General features: G+C 71.6%; 16 protein-coding genes. 14 read left to right on the forward strand and 2 right to left on the reverse strand.

What is annotated here, in order from left to right:
• Positions 1-344: 344 nt before the first annotated feature.
• Positions 345-1,205 carry an HAD family hydrolase gene (locus OG906_RS18830; RefSeq protein WP_267799864.1) on the reverse strand — a complete coding sequence of 287 codons (861 nt, stop codon included), beginning with the start codon at positions 1,203-1,205 and terminating at the stop codon, positions 345-347.
• A 492-nt stretch (positions 1,206-1,697) separates the two neighbouring features.
• Between OG906_RS18830 and ssd the strand changes: the two genes are divergently transcribed.
• The 7 genes from ssd to OG906_RS18865 all read left to right on the forward strand — a co-directional run bounded on the left by ssd (position 1,698) and on the right by OG906_RS18865 (position 6,657).
• Positions 1,698-2,876: a septum site-determining protein Ssd gene (ssd, locus tag OG906_RS18835; RefSeq protein ID WP_329448059.1), complete on the forward strand. Its 1,179-nt coding sequence runs from the start codon at positions 1,698-1,700 to the stop codon at positions 2,874-2,876.
• On the forward strand, positions 2,873-4,021 hold the full coding sequence (locus OG906_RS18840) for a TadA family conjugal transfer-associated ATPase (protein ID WP_267799865.1): 1,149 nt from the start codon (positions 2,873-2,875) through the stop codon (positions 4,019-4,021). Before ssd ends, OG906_RS18840 begins: the two co-directional genes overlap by 4 nt.
• On the forward strand, positions 4,018-4,911 hold the full coding sequence (locus tag OG906_RS18845) for a type II secretion system F family protein (RefSeq protein ID WP_329444312.1): 894 nt from the start codon (positions 4,018-4,020) through the stop codon (positions 4,909-4,911). Before OG906_RS18840 ends, OG906_RS18845 begins: the two co-directional genes overlap by 4 nt.
• Before the next feature lie 227 nt (positions 4,912-5,138).
• The gene (locus OG906_RS18850) at positions 5,139-5,687 is read left to right on the forward strand and encodes a type II secretion system F family protein (protein WP_329444314.1); all 549 of its coding nucleotides are present in this window, start codon (positions 5,139-5,141) and stop codon (positions 5,685-5,687) included.
• Between the two features lie 49 nt (positions 5,688-5,736).
• Complete coding sequence (locus OG906_RS18855) at positions 5,737-5,934, forward strand: DUF4244 domain-containing protein (protein WP_053676892.1); 198 nt, start codon at positions 5,737-5,739, stop codon at positions 5,932-5,934.
• Complete coding sequence (locus tag OG906_RS18860; protein WP_329444317.1) at positions 5,921-6,298, forward strand: TadE family type IV pilus minor pilin; 378 nt, start codon at positions 5,921-5,923, stop codon at positions 6,296-6,298. The genes OG906_RS18855 and OG906_RS18860 overlap by 14 nt, the downstream gene beginning before the upstream one ends.
• Positions 6,295-6,657, forward strand: a complete 363-nt coding sequence (locus OG906_RS18865) for an Rv3654c family TadE-like protein (RefSeq protein ID WP_329444318.1) — start codon at positions 6,295-6,297, stop codon at positions 6,655-6,657. Before OG906_RS18860 ends, OG906_RS18865 begins: the two co-directional genes overlap by 4 nt.
• Before the next feature lie 224 nt (positions 6,658-6,881).
• On the opposite strand, the gene OG906_RS18870 is transcribed toward OG906_RS18865, so the two are convergent.
• Positions 6,882-9,335 carry a DEAD/DEAH box helicase gene (locus OG906_RS18870; RefSeq protein WP_329444321.1) on the reverse strand — a complete coding sequence of 818 codons (2,454 nt, stop codon included), beginning with the start codon at positions 9,333-9,335 and terminating at the stop codon, positions 6,882-6,884.
• An 81-nt stretch (positions 9,336-9,416) separates the two neighbouring features.
• On the opposite strand from OG906_RS18870, the gene bldG reads away from it, so the two are divergent.
• From bldG to topA, 7 genes are all read left to right on the forward strand, one after another.
• The gene (bldG, locus tag OG906_RS18875; protein WP_008743037.1) at positions 9,417-9,758 is read left to right on the forward strand and encodes an anti-sigma factor antagonist BldG; all 342 of its coding nucleotides are present in this window, start codon (positions 9,417-9,419) and stop codon (positions 9,756-9,758) included.
• Positions 9,759-9,883: 125 nt separating this feature from the next.
• Positions 9,884-10,324 carry an ATP-binding protein gene (locus tag OG906_RS18880; RefSeq protein WP_267799872.1) on the forward strand — a complete coding sequence of 147 codons (441 nt, stop codon included), beginning with the start codon at positions 9,884-9,886 and terminating at the stop codon, positions 10,322-10,324.
• A 532-nt stretch (positions 10,325-10,856) separates the two neighbouring features.
• Positions 10,857-13,259, forward strand: coding sequence for a sodium-translocating pyrophosphatase (locus OG906_RS18885; RefSeq protein WP_267799873.1), 2,403 nt, complete (start codon positions 10,857-10,859; stop codon positions 13,257-13,259).
• 197 nt (positions 13,260-13,456) lie between these two features.
• Positions 13,457-14,020 (forward strand): small secreted protein, encoded by a 564-nt coding sequence (locus OG906_RS18890; protein WP_329444323.1) that lies wholly within the window; start codon positions 13,457-13,459, stop codon positions 14,018-14,020.
• 258 nt (positions 14,021-14,278) lie between these two features.
• The gene (locus OG906_RS18895) at positions 14,279-15,793 is read left to right on the forward strand and encodes a DUF7059 domain-containing protein (RefSeq protein WP_329444325.1); all 1,515 of its coding nucleotides are present in this window, start codon (positions 14,279-14,281) and stop codon (positions 15,791-15,793) included.
• Positions 15,794-15,962: 169 nt separating this feature from the next.
• The gene (locus tag OG906_RS18900; RefSeq protein WP_267799876.1) at positions 15,963-16,160 is read left to right on the forward strand and encodes a hypothetical protein; all 198 of its coding nucleotides are present in this window, start codon (positions 15,963-15,965) and stop codon (positions 16,158-16,160) included.
• Between the two features lie 279 nt (positions 16,161-16,439).
• Positions 16,440-19,262 (forward strand): type I DNA topoisomerase, encoded by a 2,823-nt coding sequence (topA, locus tag OG906_RS18905; RefSeq protein ID WP_329444327.1) that lies wholly within the window; start codon positions 16,440-16,442, stop codon positions 19,260-19,262.
• The last annotated feature ends 56 nt before the right edge of the window (positions 19,263-19,318 follow it).

Genomic DNA, 19,318 nt, shown 5'->3' on the forward strand with positions numbered 1-19,318 from the left:
AGTTACCAAGCGTCCTCGAATGTATGCCCATCAGGTCGGGAACTTTGCCCGTCACCTGGTGCGGCTGGCCCGTATTCGACGGGTCGACGTCGCGTGGGTGCTCGGCGTTCATGCTTCGGTCCGTGGGCCTTACTGCGTTTTAAAGATGATCCTCTCGGATGTTCTTTGGTCTCGCGGGCCGTTGACTCCTTTGTACTCCGCTTCGGAGACAAGCGAAACCCCTGGCTCCACTTCTTTACTTTCCCGGACGAGCCAGGATGATCCGGACATTCGATTTCCGGGCGCGGCATTTCCCCGACGAGGCCGTTCGACCCTCCCCGCGGGCGACCTCACGCCCGCGCGGATCAACCGGCGGAGGCGCTCGCCCGCCGCCGGCTCGCGTACCAGACGAGCCCGGCCGTGGCGGCGGCCGCGCCGACCGCCGCGGCGGCCACCAGGGCCGGTCGCGAGGTCATGGATCCCGGCAGTCGCTGCTTCAGTCGCACGGGCTTGTTGAACACCAGCACCGGCCACTCCCGCGCGACCGCCTCGCGCCGCAACGCCCGGTCGGGATTGACGGCGTGAGGGTGTCCCACCGCCTCCAGCATCGGTACATCGGTGATCGAGTCGCTGTACGCGTAGCACCGCGCGAGGTCGTACCCCTCCGACTCGGCGAGCTCGCGGACCGCCTCCGCCTTCGTCGGTCCGTAGGCGTAGTACTCGATCTCGCCCGTGAAGCAGCCGTCGTCGCCGACCACCATCCGGGTCGCCACGACGCGGTCCGCGCCGAGCATCTCGCCGATCGGCTCGACCACTTCGGCGCCCGAGGTCGACACGATCACCACGTCACGGCCGGCCGTGTGGTGGGCCTCGATGAGGGACGCGGCCTCGTCGTAGATGATCGGGTCGATCAGGTCGTGCAGCGCTTCGGCGACGATCTCGCGCACCTGCTGCACGTTCCACCCCTTGCAGAGGGCGGACAGGTACTCGCGCATCCGCTCCATCTGATCGTGGTCGGCGCCGCCGACCAGGAAGAAGAACTGGGTATACGCGGTGCGCAACACGGCCCGCCGGTTGATCAGGCCACCCTGGTAGAAGGACTTGCTGAACGTCAGAGTGCTCGACTTCGCAATGACCGTCTTGTCCAGGTCGAAGAAGGCAGCGGTCCGAGGCGAGGAGTGCGGCAAGGGCTGATTTTCCACGCCCCGAGCATATGCGCCCACCATTCGGCGTAAGGTGTGGCGCGTGGGTTTGCCTGAGAAGGCTCTCGGGTACACCATGGAAGTCACGGATCGTTCGCGACCGTGCTAACCCGGTCTGGCTCCTCCCCCCCCGAGTCGGACCGTGGGGACGACCCCCGCTCTCCCCCCCGGCGGGGGTCGTCGCATGTCCGGACGCGGTTTGCGTCCCTTGCCTTCGGCCCGTGGTGACCATTTCCCCGGCCCTTCCTCTTCGGCGGCCTTCCGTCGCGAAGACCCTCGTCTCCTTGAACTCGTGACTGTGCGTAGTGGTTCCGCCGCGCTATGAACTCACGCGATGGGGTGGCGGAGTTATTCACAGAGGTCTTCTTGTCCACAGTTTTCGAGCAAGATCCACTTCATTTTCCGGATCCCTGCACGGTGATTCCAGCCCGCGAAGTCCGCGGTGTGTGGATTCGCAGTGAGAAGGGGGCGGAGACCGTGGCTGGATCGAAGTCGTGTGAAGCACCGGAGTCCGAGCTGTTCGGTGGGGGGAGGCCGTCGACCCGGGCGGAAGAGGTCGTGCCCGGTGGCGGCCGGCCGCTGATCATCACCGAGGACCCGCTGTTGCTCGACGACCTGTTGCGGCTGTGCGCCGCCGCGGGCGCCGAACCGCACGTGCACCACGCGGTGCCCGAGCCGGTCGGAGCCGGGGCCCCGGGAGAAGGCGACGGCGAGAACGTCGATCTCCGCGCACCGGCGCCCGGCAGCGTCGGTTGGGAGTCCGCCCCGCTCGTGCTCGTCGGGGACGACGCGGCACGCCGGGTCCGCGGCGCGCCCCGCCGGGACGCGGTCTTCCTCGTCGGCCGGGATCTGGACGACCCACTGGTGTGGCAGCGGGCGTTGGAGATCGGCGCCGAGGAGGTGCTGAGGCTCCCCGACGCGGAGAACCGACTCGTCGACCGCATCGCCGACGTGGTGGAAGGAGCCGGACGACCCGCCCTCGCGGTCGGTGTGATCGGAGGCAGCGGCGGCGCCGGTGCGTCGACCCTGGCCTGCGCGCTCGCCCTGCGGGCCGCGCGCGCCGGCGAACGCACCATCCTCATCGACGGGGACCCCCTCGGCGGGGGCATGGACGTCCTGCTCGGGGGTGAGGGCGCCGAAGGGCTGCGCTGGCCGGACTTCGCAGCCTCGCGGGGCCGCGTCGGGGCCGGGGCGCTGGAGGAGTCCCTCCCGGAACTGCACGCCCTCCGGGTGCTCAGCTGGGACCGGGGAGACCGGGTGGTGGTGCCGCCCGCCGCGATGCGCTCGGTGGTCGCGGCGGCCCGCCGCCGTGGCGGCGTGGTCGTCGTCGACCTGCCCCGACGGGTGGACGAGGCGGTGGCCGAGGTGCTGGCCCAGTTGGATCTCGTACTGATGGTGGTGCCCGGGGAGTTGAGGGCCGTGGCCGCAGCCGGGCGGGTGGCGGCGGGGGTGCGGATGGTCGCCCGGGACGTCCGCGTGGTCGTGCGGGGACGCTGCCCCGAGGGTCTCGACGCCGAAGCCGTGGCCCGGCTGCTGGGTGCCCCGCTGGCCGGCGAGGTGCCGGTGGAGGTGGGACTGCCGGGACGGGTGGCCGAGGGGGAGCCACCGGGGTCGCGGGGGAGGGGCCCGCTGGCCCGCTTCTGCGACGGCTTCTGGCGGCGGGTCCTCAGCTCCGCCCAGGGGGTGCCGGCATGAGCGCGCTGCTCCTGGACGCCGTGCGGCAGCGACTCGCGGAAAGCGGTGCGGAGCCGACCCCGGCCAGGGTCGCGGCGGCCCTGCGGGCCCAGGGCAGGCTGCTCGGCGACGCGGAAGTGCTGGGTGCGGCCGCCGAGTTGCGGTCCGAACTGGTGGGCGCCGGGCCGCTGGAGGCACTTCTCGCTGACCCCGAGGTCACCGACGTACTGGTGGCCGCGCCCGACCGGGTGTGGGTGGACCGCGGAGGTGGGCTGGAACTCACCGCGGTGACCTTCGCCGACGCCGCGGCGGTGCGCAGGCTCGCGCAACGGCTGGCCGCCGTCGCGGGGCGGCGCCTCGACGACGCCCGGCCCTGGGTGGATGCCCGGATGCCGGACGGCACCCGACTGCACGCCGTGCTGCCTCCCGTGGCCGTCGGATCCGCCTGCCTGTCCCTGCGGGTCGTGCGGCCGAAGGCGTTCACCTTGGACGAGTTGGTGGCCGCGGGGACCCTGCCGCCGGGCGGGCACGAACTGCTCCGGGCGATGGTCGAGGCCCGGCTCTCGTTCCTCGTGTCCGGAGGCACCGGGACGGGCAAGACCACCCTGCTGAGTGCCCTGTTGGGACTGGTCGGGCCGGGCGAGCGGATCGTACTGGCCGAGGACTCGGCCGAGTTGCGCCCCGACCATCCGCACGTGGTGCGGCTGGAGACCCGGCCCGCCAATCAGGAGGGAGCGGGCCTCGTCACCCTCGCGGACCTGGTCCGGCAGGCGTTGAGGATGCGTCCCGATCGGCTGGTGGTCGGAGAGGTGCGGGGTCCGGAGGTGGCGGACCTGCTGGCCGCTCTCAACACGGGCCACGAAGGCGGCTGCGGCACGGTGCACGCGAACGCGGCGGCCCATGTCCCGGCGCGGTTGGAGGCGCTCGGTACGGCCGCGGGGCTCGATCGTGCGGCTTTGCACAGTCAGTTGGCGGCCGCGCTGACCCTGGTGGTCCACCTGGTCCGGGACCGGGCCGGGCGGCGGCGGGTGGCCGAGGTGCACGTCCTCGAACGGGACCCGGCCGGTCTGGTGGTGACGGTGCCCGCGTTGCTCTGGTCCGCGCGGGGGTTCGTACGGGAGAGGGGCTGGGCCCGGCTCGGTCCGCTGCTGGGGGTCCCCCGATGAGCGCCGGGACGGTCGAGGTGGGGGGCTCGTTGCCGGTGTTCGCCGGTGTGCTGTGCGCCGGCGCGGCCGCCTGGATGTCGGCCGGAGGCGATCGGGTGGCCCGGCGGGCCCGGTTGTTGCCGGTCGGGTGCGCCCCGGTGGTGCCGGTCGGGCCGGCGCGTCGGGAGCGGCTGCTGATCGCGGTGCGGGTGCGGGCCGCGCGATGGCGGGAGTGGTCCGGCGTCGGGGTCGGGGTGTTGGTGGCCCTGCTCGGCGGTTCCGTGATCCCGCTGGTGCTGGGGGCGGCCTCGGTGCCGCTGGTGCGGAAGTGGCTGAGAGGCCGGGACCGCGAACGTGCCCGGGGCGCGCGGGCCGGTGACGTGGTGGCGTTGTGCGGGGTCACCGTGGGGGAACTGAGGGCGGGTGCGCAGCCCGGCCAGGCGCTGGGCGCGGCGCTGAGACGTACGGCATCGGGTTCCGGTGGCCTGGGCGCGGGGGAGGCCGGGGTGCTGGCCGCCGCGGCGTTCGGCGGTGACGTCGCCGGGGCACTGCGCGAGGCGTCGCGGGAGCCGGGCGCGGAAGGGCTGGCCGGGATGGCGGCCTGCTGGCGGGTCTCCGTGGACGGGGGCGCCGGCCTGGCCGCGGGCCTGGACCGACTGGAAGGGGCGTTGCGAGCGGAACGGGACCGGGAGGAGTCACTGCGGGCCCAGTTGGCCGGAGCCCGCTCGACGGCGGTGGTGCTGGCGCTGTTGCCCCTGGTGGGGCTGGTGATCGGTACCGGCCTTGGGGCCGACCCGCTCGCGGTGCTGCTGCACACCCCGATGGGGTGGGGCTGCCTGGTGGCGGGGGCGGTACTGGAGGCGCTGGGGATGTTGTGGTGCCGGCGGATCGTACGGGCGGGGGAGCGATGACGGACGCGGTGTGGGTCCACAGGCTGGGGATGGCCTCGTGCCTCGCGGTGGCGGTGCTGTGCGTGGCATCGGCGATCGCGTCAGGAGTTCGGCGACGGGCGGCCCGCCGGCGGATCGGGTCACTGCTGAGGGTGCGAGCGGCTCGCCGTGGGCCGCTGGTCGGGCCCCGAACACGGGCTCGCGTCGTCATATGGGCGTGGCCGGCCGGCGCTCTGGTGGCGGGCTGGGTGCTGGTCGCAGGCGTCACCGGGGTCCTGGTCGGGTGCGGGGCGGCGTACGGGGTGTGGCGCCTGCGGTCGAGGGCCGGACCGCCGGTCGAAGTGGACCCCCGCGAGGTGGGGCGCCAATTGCCCTTTGCCGCCGATCTGTTGGCGGCCTGCCTCGCGGCCGGCGCCGGTCCGGTGGAGGCGGCCGAGGTGGTCGGGGAGTCGCTCGGCGGACCCGTGGGGGAGCGGCTTGCGCTGGCCGGCGCGGAGCTGCGGCTCGGCGGCGAACCGGGCACGGGGTGGGGGAGGTTGGCGACGATCCCGGGCGCCCGGGAACTGGCGGAGTGCCTGGAACGGGCCGCCCGCACGGGAGCACCGGCCGCCGAGCCTGTCTCCCGCCTGGCGTCGGCCCTCAGGGCGGACCGGGCCCGACAGGCCACGACCCGGGCACAGCGGGCCGCCGTACTCGTCACCGCACCCGTGGGGCTGTGTTTCCTCCCCGCATTTCTTGTGGTGGGAGTGGCTCCAGTGGTGATTGGGATGGCTTCCGGTCTTCTCTCCGGCACTTGAAATCAAAACCTGAAATCACATCAAGAGCGAAATCAAACAGGAGGTTGTCATGAGGATCATCTGGTTTCGAGTGCGGTCCGCGCTCAGTGGCCGCGGTCGCGATGCGGGGATGTCCACTTCGGAATACGCCATGGGCACGATCGCGGCGTGTGCGTTCGCTGCCGTTCTGTACAAGGTGGTCACGAGCGACGTGGTGTCGACGGCTCTCCAGTCGACCATCGGGAAGGCGCTCGATGTGCCGTTCTGAGGAAAATCCGGGCGGAAAGGGCGACCGCGGATATGTGACGGCGGAAGCGGCCCTGGTGATCCCTGCGCTGGTCCTGTTCGCGGCACTGCTGGTGTGGGCGCTGATGGCGGCGGCCGCGCAGATCCGGTGCGTGGACGCGGCCCGGGCGGGTGCTCGGGCCGCAGCCCGCTCGGAGCCGGCGGAGGTCGTGGTGGCGGCGGCCGGGGCCGCCGCCCCGCGGGGAGCGGAGGTCCGGGTGGAGCGGGAGGGGGACCTGTGGAGGGTTCGGGTGGCGGCGCCCGCGCCCGGGCCGGGCGGGCTGCCGGTACGGCTCGGCGCCCAGGCGGTGGCCTTGGCGGAGGACAGCGTGGGGCCGCCGCCGTGAGCCGGGACCGGGGCTCCGCCACCGTGTGGGCGGCGTTGGTGACGACGGTGCTGGGGGCGGTGTTCGGGGGTGTACTGCTGCTCGGTCAGGCCGTTGTGGCGCGGCACCGGGCGGCGGCGGCCGCTGACCTGGCGGCCCTCGCCGCGGCGGCGACCTGGGCGCACGGCCCCGAGGCCGCCTGCGCGACGGCGGTGCGGGTGGCGCGGGCCCAGGGCGCGACCCTGACCGTCTGCGACGTCCAAGGTGAGGTCGCCGAGGTCGTGGCCCGTGCCCCGACCGGCCCCTTCGCCCCCGCGCTCGCGTCGAGGGCAGGCCCGCCGCTCCCGCCCTCCCCGCCCACGGGGCCGGCAGGCCCGTGAGCCTTGGACGGCGTGACGGTCCTGCCGGACAGCGCAGCGGCGGTTGCCGGGGCCGCTGTACGACTTTGTCTCGGGCAGCGGGTCGGGCTTTGCGGGCCGCGGGGGAGGCTCTGAGGCGGCGGGTCGGGGCCGTGCGTGACCCGTTCGGCCCATCGGCTCCCGTCGGATTTCCGGGGCGAGGGGGACGGTCGGGCGGAGACGGCCTCGACGGGGCGTGTGCCGGTTCAGCTTTCCGGGGCGTCGGAGAGCAGGCGGGTGAGCAGACGGACGGCGCCGCGTTTGTGGAGGGGGTCGTTGCCGTTGCCGCACTTGGGCGACTGGATGCAGGAGGGGCAGCCCGCCTCGCACTCGCAGGCCGTGATGGCGTCGCGGGTGGCCGTCAGCCACGCCCGGGCCGTGTGGAAGGCGCGTTCCGCGAATCCGGCGCCGCCGGGGTGGCCGTCGTAGACGAACACCGTGGGCAGCAGGGTGTCGGGGTGCAGGGGGACGGACACCCCGCCGATGTCCCAGCGGTCGCAGGTGGCGAACAGCGGGAGCAGGCCGATCGAGGCGTGCTCGGCGGCGTGCAGGGCGCCGCCGAGGATCTCCGGGTTGATCCGGGCCTCGTCGAGCTGGTCCTCGGTGACCGTCCACCACACGGCCCGGGTGCGCAGGGTGCGCGGCGGCAGGTCCAGCTTGGCCTCGCCGAGCACCTCGCCGGAGATCAGCTTGCGCCGCAGGTAGGACACGACCTGGTTGGTGACCTCGACGGAGCCGAAGCAGAGCCTGCCCTGGCCCCACGGGATCTCGCTCTCGGTCTCCAGCACCGCGATGGACGTGGTGTCGCGGGCGGTGGTGGAGAACGGCGGATCGGCCTGCTCCACCAGGGCGACCGAGTCCTCCAGGTCGAGGTGTTTCACCAGGTAGGTGCGGCCCTGGTGGAGATGGACGGCCCCGTCGTGGACGGCGGTGTGGGAGGCCGACTCGTCGACGGTGCCGAGCAGCCGGCCGGTGGCCGCCTCCACGATCTGCACGGGACGGCCCCCGCCGCCCCGGATGTCGGTCAGGTCCGAGGCACGTTCCCGTCGGGTCCAGTGCCAGGCCGTGGCCCGGCGGCGCAGCAGCTTCGCCGCCTCCAGCTGCGGGAGGAGACCGACGGCCGCCGGTCCGAAGAGTTCCAGGTCCGCCTCGGTCAGCGGAAGCTCGGCGGCTGCCGCGCACAGGTGCGGGGCGAGTACGTACGGGTTGTCCGGATCCAGCACGGTGGCCTCCACGGGCTGCCGGAACAGCGCCTCGGGGTGGTGGACCAGGTAGGTGTCCAGCGGGTCGTCACGGGCCACCAGGACGGCCAGGGCGCCCTGTCCCGAGCGGCCGGCCCGCCCGGCCTGCTGCCACAGCGAGGCCCGCGTGCCGGGATAGCCGGTGATCAGCACCGCGTCCAGGCCGGAGACGTCCACGCCGAGTTCCAGGGCGGTGGTGGCGGCCAGCCCCAGCAGCTGCCCGGAGTGCAGGGCCCGCTCCAGGGCGCGCCGCTCCTCGGGCAGGTAACCGCCCCGGTACGCGGCCACCCGACGCGGCAACGACCGGTCCACCTCGGCGAGCCGCTCCTGGGCGATCACGGCGATCAGCTCGGCGCCGCGCCGGGACCGCACGAAGGCCACCGTGCGCACCCCCTGCACCACCAGGTCGGTCAGCAGATCGGCGGTCTCGGCGGTGGCGGTACGGCGCACGGGAGCGCCCTTCTCGCCCTTCATGTCGGTCAGCGGGGGCTCCCACAGGGCGAAGACCACCTCGCCGCGCGGGGAGGCGTCGTCGGCGACCTCCACGACCTTCAGGCCGGTCAGCCGGGACGCGGAGGTCGCCGGGTCGCTGGAGGTCGCGGAGGCCAGCAGGAAGACGGGTTCCGAGCCGTAGCGGGCACACAGCCGCCGCAGCCGGCGCAGCACCTGGGCCACGTGGGAGCCGAATACCCCCCGGTAACTGTGGCACTCGTCGATCACCACGTAGCGCAGCGCCTTCAGGAACGAGGACCAGCGCGGATGGGCGGGGAGGATCCCGCGGTGGAGCATGTCGGGATTGGTGAGCACGTAGTTCGCGTACTGACGCACCCATTCGCGTTCCTCGAAGGGTGTGTCCCCGTCGTAGACGGCGGGCCGGATCGCGTTGCCCAGCGGGCCCGCCAGCTCCCGCACGGCGCGCCGCTGGTCGGCCGCCAGGGCCTTGGTGGGGGCCAGGTACAGGGCGGTCGCCCCCCGGCCGTTGGGAGCCTCGGCGCCGTCCGCGAGGGCGGAGAGGACGGGGGCCAGGTAGGCCAGCGACTTGCCCGAGGCGGTACCGGTGGCCACGACCACGGACGTGCCGTCCAGGGCGTGCTCGGCCGCCGCGGCCTGGTGCTCCCACGGATGTTCGATTCCGGCGGCCTGAATGGCCGCCACGACATCAGTTCGGATGCGGTCGGGCCAGACCGCATGACGACCCGCCCGAGGGGGCAAGTGCTCCGTATGGGTGATGCGCGCAGCTCGAGAAGGCCCCCGTGCCAGCCGGTCCAGGACCGTGCTCGGGGTGGGTCGAGAGTCCGCGGCTGCCGTGGGCCGACCGGGACGGTGAGTATTGGCCATTGGAACCGAGTGTGTCACCGGCGTGCGGGACAATGGACCCAAGGCGTCGTGCGCGCCTGCCGGTAAGTGATTGAATGCCATCGCGGCAGCCGATCCCTCTCCTACCTTCGGATGGGGAGGCCCCTGGGGGGCGCCGCTCGATAGCAAGGTGCTGGAGGATCCGTGGACCTGTCCCTGTCGACTCGCACTGTCGGCGACCGCACGGTCGTAGAGGTCGGTGGCGAGATTGATGTGTATACCGCGCCCAAGCTGCGCGAGCAGTTGGTGGAGTTGGTGAACGACGGCAGCTACCACTTGGTTGTCGACATGGAGCGAGTGGACTTCCTCGACTCCACCGGCCTCGGTGTGCTCGTGGGAGGCCTCAAGCGTGTTCGTGCGCACGAGGGCTCGCTGCGTCTGGTCTGCAACCAGGAGCGCATCCTGAAGATCTTCCGTATCACCGGTCTGACCAAGGTGTTCCCGATCCACACGACCGTGGAAGACGCCGTCAACGCCACCGACTGACGGTTTCGGGCGGCCGAAACGCCGTCAGAAGCCGACGAGGAGCGGGGGGTACCGGACCACGGTCGGTCCGGGCCCCTGTCAAGGCGCGCCCGTTGGTCCGCGCCCAGAGTCCGAGGGGGACGCGCATGGCCACCGTTGAACTGCGCTTCAGCGCCCAGCCCGAACACGTCCGGACGGCCCGCCTGGTCGCGGCCGCCGTGGCGCGTCGGGCCGGTGTGGAGGAAGCCGTCCTCGACGAGGTCCGCCTCGCCGTGGGTGAGGCCTGCTCGCGCGCCGTCGGGCTGCACCGCAACAACGGTCTGACCGGGCCCGTCCGGGTCGTCCTGACCGAGGAGGAGAAAGTTTTCTCCATCGAGGTCGGCGACGACGTTCCCGGTCCGGCCGGCGGTTCCGCCGAGGCCGTGTCGGGCATCGCCGCCGCTTTGGACCCGGACAACGAGGGCGAGGACGAGATGGGTCTCGCCGTGATCAGCGGGCTCGTCGACGACGTCGAGGTGACCAGCGGTGAAGCCGGCGGCACCATCAGGATGAGCTGGCCCGTGGCGAAGGTTTCCACGCTCCCTTAGGGGTCCCGCCAGGGTCTCAGTCACCGGAATGGCCCCCTGAGGGTCGATTTTCGGCCGGCACGTCGGATCTTTCCTGCGCCCGGGTGTCGGAGCCGCCTGGGTGCCGGCCCTGTGTTCTCGCACGCGGCCTCGACGCCGCGCCTTTCCGCGCCCCGGATCTGCCGCGCGCCGGATCCCGCACGTCTCCCCGATCCCGCACGCCTCCCCGCCCCCGTCGTGTCGCGTCCGACGGACGGGTCCGTACCGCTTCGCGCACCGGATGGGTGGCCCCCGGACGGGACTACTTTCACATCGTCCGATCTTCAAAGGCCCTGCTCCGCAGGGCCTTTTTCGCTGCCCGGACATGAATTTCCGGATCGATGACCATGCGTCAATGCCTTTGCCCCATTACTACTTTCGAGGGTAATGGAGTGACGTGATCTATTGCTGAGGAGCAAGAGCAGGCCAATTACGTTTCCCGCCCACTGTTTTGATCAGGTCGCGCTCCCTACAATCCGTCCACATCTTGAGCTCATCACGTCAAGGAGGACGAATGACGGGGCTCTTCACCCCCAACGCGCCGATCGGCAACTCCGATCTGGCCGCCGCAGTACTCACCGATGACAATCGGCTGATCGTGATCGTGATTGCAGCGGTCGCACTTCTCGCACTCGTCGTCGCGCAGATCCTGGTCCGCCAGGTGCTCGCCGCGGACGAGGGCACCACCGGCATGAAGGAGATCGCCGCCGCCGTTCAGGAAGGCGCCAACGCCTACCTCGGACGCCAACTGCGCACCCTCGGCGTCTTCGCCGTCGTGGTCTTCTTCCTGCTCTTCCTGCTCCCCGCCGACGACTGGTCGCAGCGGGCGGGCCGCTCCGCCTTCTTCCTCGTCGGCGCGCTCTTCTCGGCCGCCACCGGCTACATCGGCATGCGCCTCGCGGTCCGTGCGAACGTCCGCGTGGCCGCCGCCGCGCGGGAGGCGACCCCCGCCGAGGGCGAACCCGCCAAGGACCTGACCGAAGTGGCCCACAAGGCCATGAGGATCGCCTTCCGCACCGGTGGCGTGGTCGGCATGTTCACCGTCGGCCTCGGCCTGCTCGGCGCCTCCTGCGTCGTGCTCGTCTACGCCGCCGACGCCCCCAAGGTCCTGGAGGGCTTCGGGCTCGGCGCCGCACTGATCGCCATGTTCATGCGTGTCGGCGGCGGCATCTTCACCAAGGCCGCCGACGTCGGCGCCGACCTGGTCGGCAAGGTCGAGCAGGGCATTCCGGAGGACGACCCCCGCAATGCCGCGACCATCGCCGACAACGTGGGCGACAACGTCGGCGACTGCGCCGGCATGGCGGCCGACCTCTTCGAGTCCTACGCCGTCACCCTCGTGGCCGCGCTGATCCTCGGCAAGGTCGCCTTCGGCGACCTGGGCCTGGCGTTCCCGCTGATCGTCCCCGCCATCGGCGTCGTCACCGCCATGATCGGCATCTTCGCGGTGTCCCCGCGCCGATCCGACCGCAGCGGGATGACCGCCATCAACCGCGGCTTCTTCATCTCCGCCGCGATCTCCCTGGTGCTCGTCGGGATCGCCGTCTACGCGTACCTGCCGTCCACCTACAAGGAGCTCGTCGGAGTCGAGGACCCGGCGATCCTCAACCACTCCGGGGACCCGCGGATCCTGGCCGTCATCGCCGTCGCCATCGGCATCGTGCTCGCCGCTCTGATCCAGCAGCTGACCGGCTACTTCACCGAGACCAGCCGGCGCCCCGTGCGGGACATCGGCAAGTCCTCGCTGACCGGCGCGGCCACCGTCGTCCTCGCCGGCATCTCGGTCGGCCTGGAGTCCGCCGTCTACACCGCGCTGCTCATCGGCCTCGGCGTCTACGGGGCCTTCCTGCTCGGCGGCACCTCGATCATGCTGGCGCTCTTCGCGGTGGCCCTGGCCGGCACCGGCCTGCTGACCACCGTCGGTGTCATCGTCGCCATGGACACCTTCGGTCCGGTCTCGGACAACGCGCAGGGCATCGCCGAGATGTCCGGTGACGTCGAAGGCGCCGGCGCGCAGGTCCTGACCGACCTGGACGCCGTCGGCAACACCACCAAGGCCATCACCAAGGGCATCGCCATCGCCACCGCCGTGCTCGCCGCCGCCGCGCTCTTCGGCTCGTACAACGACGCCATCGCCACCGCGGTCAAGCAAGTCGGGGCCAAGGCCGGGGAGATGAACCTCAGCCTCGACATCGCGCAGCCCAACAACCTGGTCGGCCTGATCCTGGGCGCGGCCGTCGTGTTCCTGTTCTCCGGACTCGCCATCAACGCCGTCTCCCGCTCCGCGGGCGCCGTCGTCTACGAAGTGCGTCGGCAGTTCCGCGAGCACCCCGGGATCATGGACTACACCGAGAAGCCCGAGTACGGGCGCGTCGTGGACATCTGCACCAAGGACGCGCTGCGCGAACTCGCCACGCCCGGCCTGCTCGCCGTGCTCACCCCGATCGCGGTCGGCTTCTCGCTCGGTGTCGGCGCGCTCGGCTCGTTCCTCGCGGGCGCCATCGGCACCGGCACCCTGATGGCGGTCTTCCTCGCCAACTCCGGCGGCGCGTGGGACAACGCGAAGAAGCTCGTCGAGGACGGTCACCACGGAGGCAAGGGCAGCGAGGCCCACGCCGCGGTCGTCATCGGCGACACCGTCGGCGACCCGTTCAAGGACACCGCCGGCCCGGCCATCAACCCGCTGCTCAAGGTGATGAACCTGGTGGCCCTGCTGATCGCCCCGGCCATCGTGCAGTTCAGCTACGGCGACGACACCAGCCCGACCGTGCGGGCGATCGTCGCGGTCCTGGCCATCGCCGTCATCATCGGCGCGGTGTACGTGTCCAAGCGGCGCGGCATCGCCGTGGGTGACGAGGGCGAGGACGGCGCGGCCGAGCGAGTGGCGCAACCCACAGATCCCGCGGTGGTTTCCTGACCCTCCCCGAGCAGGGGCCCGAGCGGCTCCCGGCCGGTACCCCGAACGACCTGCGGCCCTGTTCCGCAGGGGGTTCGAGGGTACGCCCGAACGGCGGACGGGCGGCGCGGACTGACGCGCCGCCCGTCCGCCTTTCCGTGTCCGCCCAGGGTGGGCGTGTATCTTCCGGGCCGAGAGTCTTCGAAGGGACCAATCCGGTGAACAAGAAGTTTGCGGCCGCAGTGTCCGGCGGTGCGGTGCTGATGCTCGTGCTGTCCGGATGCGGCGGCGAGGACGACGGGCAGAAGAAGACCGACGCCTGGGCCAAGAAGGTCTGTGACGCGTGGGGACCCCAACTCAAGAAGATCGAAAGCTCCAACGTCGACATCAAGCGCGTGGCCACGGAGAGCAGCAAGCCGGAGGAGGTCCAGCAGACCGACTCGGCGGCGTTCCAGGTCATGTCCGACGCCTACAAGTCCATGGGGACCGCCCTGACCGGGGCGGGAGTTCCGCCGGTCAAGGGCGGCGAGGAGACCCAGAACGCCGCCGTCCAGGGCTTCGCGGCGACCTCCAAGGGCTACGCCGACCTCAAGGTGAAGATGGACGCCCTCGACGTCAAGGACCAGACGAAGTTCGCCGAGGGCCTCAAGGACGTGGCCGGCGGACTGGAGGCGGCGACCCAGGGCGGCAAGGAAGCCCTGGACAAGCTGAAGGCCGGAGGCCTGGACAAGGCGATGAACGGTCAGCCGGGCTGCCAGGTCCAGACGACGACGGCCGGCTAGCGCGGTCGCGGTGGAGCCGGGGGTGACCCCGGCCACGCCGCCGTTCCGTGCACGGACGCACGTCGAACGGGGCGGGCGGGGTCCTCGCGGACGCCGCCCGCCCCGTCGGTGTTTCCCGCCCCGATCGCCCCCCGTTGCCTCCGGCCGCCCCTCGGTCGGGGTGTGGGCGCCGCCCGATCCGGGTCCGGGCGCGTGGTGCGCACCGAATGCCCGGGGTGGGCCGCCACGATTGCCGGGGCCGGCGGCCACAATGGACGCGTGAGTACCACCAGCCTTCCCTCGCCCGACCGTGCCGCCGCGCTGCGCACCGCCCTGCTGGCCGCCGGTTTCACCGCCGACGGGCTGCTCGACCTGCTCGGCGCCCCCGCCTACGCCGCGTTGGCCCGCAGCGAGACGGTTCCCGCCCTGCGCGCCACCCGAGGCCGCGCGGACGATCCGCTCGCGAGCCTGGTCCGGCTGTTCCTGCTCCGGCAGTCCGTGTCGGACGAGCACGCCCGCGCGGCGCTTCCCGTCGACGCGGCGCTGGAGGACGGCTGGCTGCGGCGGGAGGGCGACGAGGTGTACGCCACCGTCGACGTGCGCCCGTACGGCGGCCCGGACGGCGAGGACTGGTTCATCGTCTCCGACCTCGGCTGTGCCGTGGGCGGGGCCGGCGGCATCGGCCGTCGTGAGGAGGGCGTGGTCCTGGGAGTCGGCGGCGCCTCCACGACATTGGCCGGAATCACCGTCCGCGTCCCCGTGGATTCGGCGCTCGACGTCGGCACCGGATCGGGCATCCAGGCCCTGCACGCGGCCCGGCACGCGACGCGGGTCACGGCCACCGACGTCAACCCGAGGGCCCTGGAGTTCACCCGTTTGACGTTGGCGTTGTCCGGGGAGGCCGAGGCCGAACTGCTCGCCGGTTCCCTCTTCGAGCCGGTCGGCGACACCACCTACGACCTGATCGTGTCGAACCCGCCCTTCGTGATCTCCCCCGGCGCCCGCCTCACGTACCGCGACGGCGGCATGGGCGGCGACGACCTGTGCCGGACCCTGGTCCAGCAGGCCGGCGAGCGGCTGAACCCGGGCGGGTACGCGCAGTTCCTCGGGAACTGGCAGCACGTGGAGGGCGAGGACTGGCACGACCGGCTCCGCTCCTGGGTGCCGCGCGGCTGCGACGCGTGGATCGTGCAGCGCGACGTGCAGGACGTGACGCAGTACGCGGAACTGTGGCTCCGCGACGCGGGCGACCACCGCAGCGATCCCGCCGAGTACGAGCGCCGCTACGAGGACTGGCTGGACGAGTTCGAGGCCCGCAAGACCAAGGCCGTCGGCTTCGGCTGGATCACCCTGCGCCGGACGGACGCGGCCGAGCCGTCCATCGTGGTCGAGGAGTGGCCGCACTCGGTCGAGCAGCCGCTGGGCGACGCCGTCCTGGCGCATTTCGCCCGGCAGGACTACCTGCGCGAACACGACGACGCGGCGCTGCTGGCGGGGTACTTCGTACTGGCCGAGGAGATCGTCCAGGAGCAGGTCGGCGCGCCCGGGGCCGAGGACCCCGAGCACGTCGTGCTCCGGCAGAACCGCGGAATGCGCCGGGCCACGAAGGTGGACACCGTCGGGGCCGGGTTCGCCGGAGTGTGTGACGGCTCACTCAGTGCGGGCCGGATCCTGGACGCCATCGCCCAGCTGATGCAGGAGGACCCGGTCGTGCTGCGGGACCGGACCCCGGAGGCGATCCGGATGCTGGTGGAGCAGGGCTTCCTGGACCCCGTGCGCGATCCCGCGCCGTAGGCCCGGAGCGGGCGGGACCGGGTCGGCGGGGGCCCGAGGGCCGCGGGCGTCGATGTCGAAGCCGTGATGTAACCCGGGGTTCGCCTGCCGTACCCCCTCGGCCGGCAGGCTCCCGGGCAGCGGGATCCGGGGGGATCCCGAAGCGGCCCGAAGGCAAGGGGGGAACGGCATGGAACGCGGTCCGGCGATCTTCTCGGCGCTCGTGTTCCTGCTGTTCGGAGCCGCTCTGCTCGGCTGGACGGGGGCGCGTGCCCTGCACCGTGCGCCGGTGGCCGAGGGCGTACGCCCCGCCGTCGCCGTGCCCCTCGCGCTCCTGTCCGGATCCGGCTCGCTGGCCCTCGGCGTCTGGTGCCTCCAGCGGTTCTGAGGCAGCCGTCCCGGATGATGTTCCTCCGAGTGGGAAACCCGACGTCGAAAGGGTCCGGCGGCGGTGCGCGGGCAGGGGCCAGACGGCCCCCGGGCCACTCTGCCCGGTGACCGTGAGGGGTCCGCCGTGGCATCCGGGCGGCAGAAACGGCACTTGTCGGGTTACCGTTCGAGTGGCCGTTGCGGGCTTGTGCCGTTTGACACGGGTGCGGGTTGTACCGTCACACTCCGCAGCGTCGCCGTACCGCGACCGAGTGCCGAACCGGAGAGAAGAGCCAAGTTGTCCCCGACTAGCGAGACCGCAAAGGGCGGCCGCCGACTCGTCATCGTCGAGTCCCCTGCCAAGGCGAAGACGATCAAGGGCTACCTCGGCCCGGGATACGTCGTCGAGGCGAGCGTCGGGCACATCCGCGACCTCCCCAGTGGCGCGGCCGAGGTTCCCGACAAGTACACCGGCGAGGTCCGTCGTCTCGGCGTGGACGTCGAACACGACTTCGCGCCGATCTACGTCGTCAACGCGGACAAGAAGGCCCAGGTCAGGAAGCTCAAGGAGCTGCTGGCCGAGTCCGACGAACTCTTCCTCGCCACCGATGAGGACCGCGAGGGCGAAGCCATCGCATGGCACCTGCAGGAAGTCCTCAAGCCCAAGGTCCCCGTCCACCGGATGGTCTTCCACGAGATCACCAAGGATGCGATCCGCGACGCCGTCGCCAACCCGCGCGAGCTCAACCAGCGCATGGTCGACGCCCAGGAGACCCGACGCATCCTCGACCGCCTCTACGGCTACGAGGTCTCGCCGGTCCTGTGGAAGAAGGTCATGCCGAAGCTGTCGGCGGGCCGCGTCCAGTCGGTGGCCACCCGTCTCGTCGTCGAGCGGGAGCGCGAGCGCATCGCCTTCCGTTCCGCCGAGTACTGGGACCTGACCGGCACCTTCGGCACCGGCCGCGCCGGTGACGCCTCCGACCCCTCGACGCTGGTCGCCCGCCTGAACACGGTGGACGGCAAGCGCGTCGCCCAGGGCCGTGACTTCGGTTCGAACGGCAAGCTCAAGAGCGAGGTCCTGCACCTCGACGAGGCCGGCGCCCGGGCGCTCGCCACCGCGCTGGAGAGCGCTTCGTTCGCCGTCCGCTCGGTCGAGTCGAAGCCGTACCGCCGCTCCCCGTACGCCCCGTTCCGCACGACGACGCTCCAGCAGGAGGCCTCGCGCAAGCTCGGCTTCGGTGCGAAGGCGACGATGCAGGTGGCGCAGAAGCTGTACGAGAACGGCTTCATCACCTATATGCGTACCGACTCCACGACGCTCTCCGACACCGCGGTGAACGCGGCGCGGGCGCAGGTCACCCAGCTCTACGGAGCCGACTACCTGCCGGAGAAGCCGCGCGTGTACGCCGGCAAGGTCAAGAACGCGCAGGAGGCGCACGAGGCGATCCGCCCCTCGGGAGATCGTTTCCGCACTCCGGCCGAGACCGGTCTGACCGGCGACCAGTTCCGTCTGTACGAACTCATCTGGAAGCGGACCGTCGCCTCCCAGATGAAGGACGCGGTCGGAAACTCCGTGACCGTGAAGATCGGTGGGCGCGCCGCCGACGGCCGTGACGCCGAGTTCAGCGCGTCCGGCAAGACGATCACCTTCCACGGCTTCATGAAGGCCTACGTCGAGGGCGCGGACGACCCGAACGCCGAGCTCGACGACCGTGAGAAGCGGCTGCCGCAGGTCGCCGAGGGCGACGCGCTGTCGGCCGAGGAGATCACGGTGGACGGCCACTCGACCAAGCCGCCGGCCCGGTACACCGAGGCCTCGCTGGTCAAGGAGCTGGAAGAGCGCGAGATCGGCCGCCCCTCGACCTACGCGTCGATCATCGGCACCATCCTCGACCGCGGCTACGTCTTCAAGAAGGGCACGGCCCTCGTGCCGTCCTTCCTGTCGTTCGCCGTGGTCAACCTGCTGGAGACGCACTTCGGCCGGCTCGTCGACTACGACTTCACGGCGAAGATGGAGGACGACCTCGACCGCATCGCGCGGGGCGAGGCCCAGTCCGTGCCGTGGCTGAAGCGGTTCTACTTCGGCGCCGAGGACGCGTCCGAGGTCGTACCGGCCGACGGCGACCACCTCGGTGGTCTCAAGGAACTCGTCACCGACCTCGGCGCCATCGACGCCCGGGAGATCTCCTCCTTCCCCGTCGGCGAGGGAATCGTGCTGCGCGTGGGCCGCTACGGGCCGTACGTGGAGCGCGGTGAGAAGGACGCCGAAGGCCACCAGCGGGCCGACGTCCCGGACGACATGGCTCCCGACGAGCTCACGGTGGAGTACGCGGAGGAACTCTTCGCGAAGCCGAGCGGCGAGTTCGAGCTGGGCACCGACCCCGTCAGCGGGAACCAGATCGTCGCGAAGGACGGCCGCTACGGGCCGTACGTGACGGAGATCCTGCCCGAGGGCACCCCGAAGACCGGCAAGAACGCGGTCAAGCCGCGGACGGCCTCGCTGTTCCAGTCGATGAGCCTGGACACGGTCACCCTGGACGAGGCGCTCAAGCTGATGTCCCTGCCCAGGGTCGTCGGAGCCGACGCGGAGGGCGTGGAGATCACGGCCCAGAACGGCCGCTACGGCCCGTACCTGAAGAAGGGCACGGACTCGCGGTCCCTGGAGACCGAGGGCCAGCTGTTCTCGATCACGCTGGACGAGGCGCTCGCCATCTACGCGCAGCCGAAGCAGCGCGGACGGGCCGCGGCCAAGCCCCCGCTGAAGGAACTGGGCACCGACCCGGTGAGCGAGAAGCCGGTGGTGGTCAAGGACGGCCGCTTCGGTCCGTACGTGACGGACGGCGAGACGAACGCGACGCTGCGCCGGGACGACGACGTCGAGACGATCACGCCGGAGCGCGGCTACGAACTGCTCGCCGAGAAGCGGGCGAAGGGTCCGGCGAAGAAGACGGCCAAGAAGGCCCCGGCGAAGAAGGCGCCCGCCAAGAAGGCCACGACGACCGCCAAGAAGACGGCGGCCAAGAAGACGACGACGGCGAAGAAGGCCACCGCGACCAAGACGGCCGCGAAGAAGACGGTGGCGAAGAAGGCGACGACCGCTCCGGCGGCGTCGGACGACTAGCCGCCTCAGGTCGGACGATCGGACGGTCGGTTGTCGATCGGCAGGTCTATCGGTTG

Source organism: Streptomyces sp. NBC_01426, assembly GCF_036231985.1.
In the GTDB taxonomy this organism is placed as follows: Bacteria; Actinomycetota; Actinomycetes; order Streptomycetales; family Streptomycetaceae; genus Streptomyces.

Coding starts and splice junctions, on each gene's coding strand:
- OG906_RS18840 (WP_267799865.1), top strand. CDS start 2,873: ATGAGCGCGCTGCTCCTGGACGCCGTGCGGCAGCGACTCGCGGAAAGC.
- OG906_RS18870 (WP_329444321.1), bottom strand. CDS start 9,335: ATGGCATTCAATCACTTACCGGCAGGCGCGCACGACGCCTTGGGTCCA.
- OG906_RS18900 (WP_267799876.1), top strand. CDS start 15,963: ATGGAACGCGGTCCGGCGATCTTCTCGGCGCTCGTGTTCCTGCTGTTC.
- OG906_RS18845 (WP_329444312.1), top strand. CDS start 4,018: ATGAGCGCCGGGACGGTCGAGGTGGGGGGCTCGTTGCCGGTGTTCGCC.
- OG906_RS18830 (WP_267799864.1), bottom strand. CDS start 1,205: ATGGTGGGCGCATATGCTCGGGGCGTGGAAAATCAGCCCTTGCCGCAC.
- OG906_RS18855 (WP_053676892.1), top strand. CDS start 5,737: ATGAGGATCATCTGGTTTCGAGTGCGGTCCGCGCTCAGTGGCCGCGGT.
- OG906_RS18860 (WP_329444317.1), top strand. CDS start 5,921: ATGTGCCGTTCTGAGGAAAATCCGGGCGGAAAGGGCGACCGCGGATAT.
- OG906_RS18885 (WP_267799873.1), top strand. CDS start 10,857: ATGACGGGGCTCTTCACCCCCAACGCGCCGATCGGCAACTCCGATCTG.
- OG906_RS18880 (WP_267799872.1), top strand. CDS start 9,884: ATGGCCACCGTTGAACTGCGCTTCAGCGCCCAGCCCGAACACGTCCGG.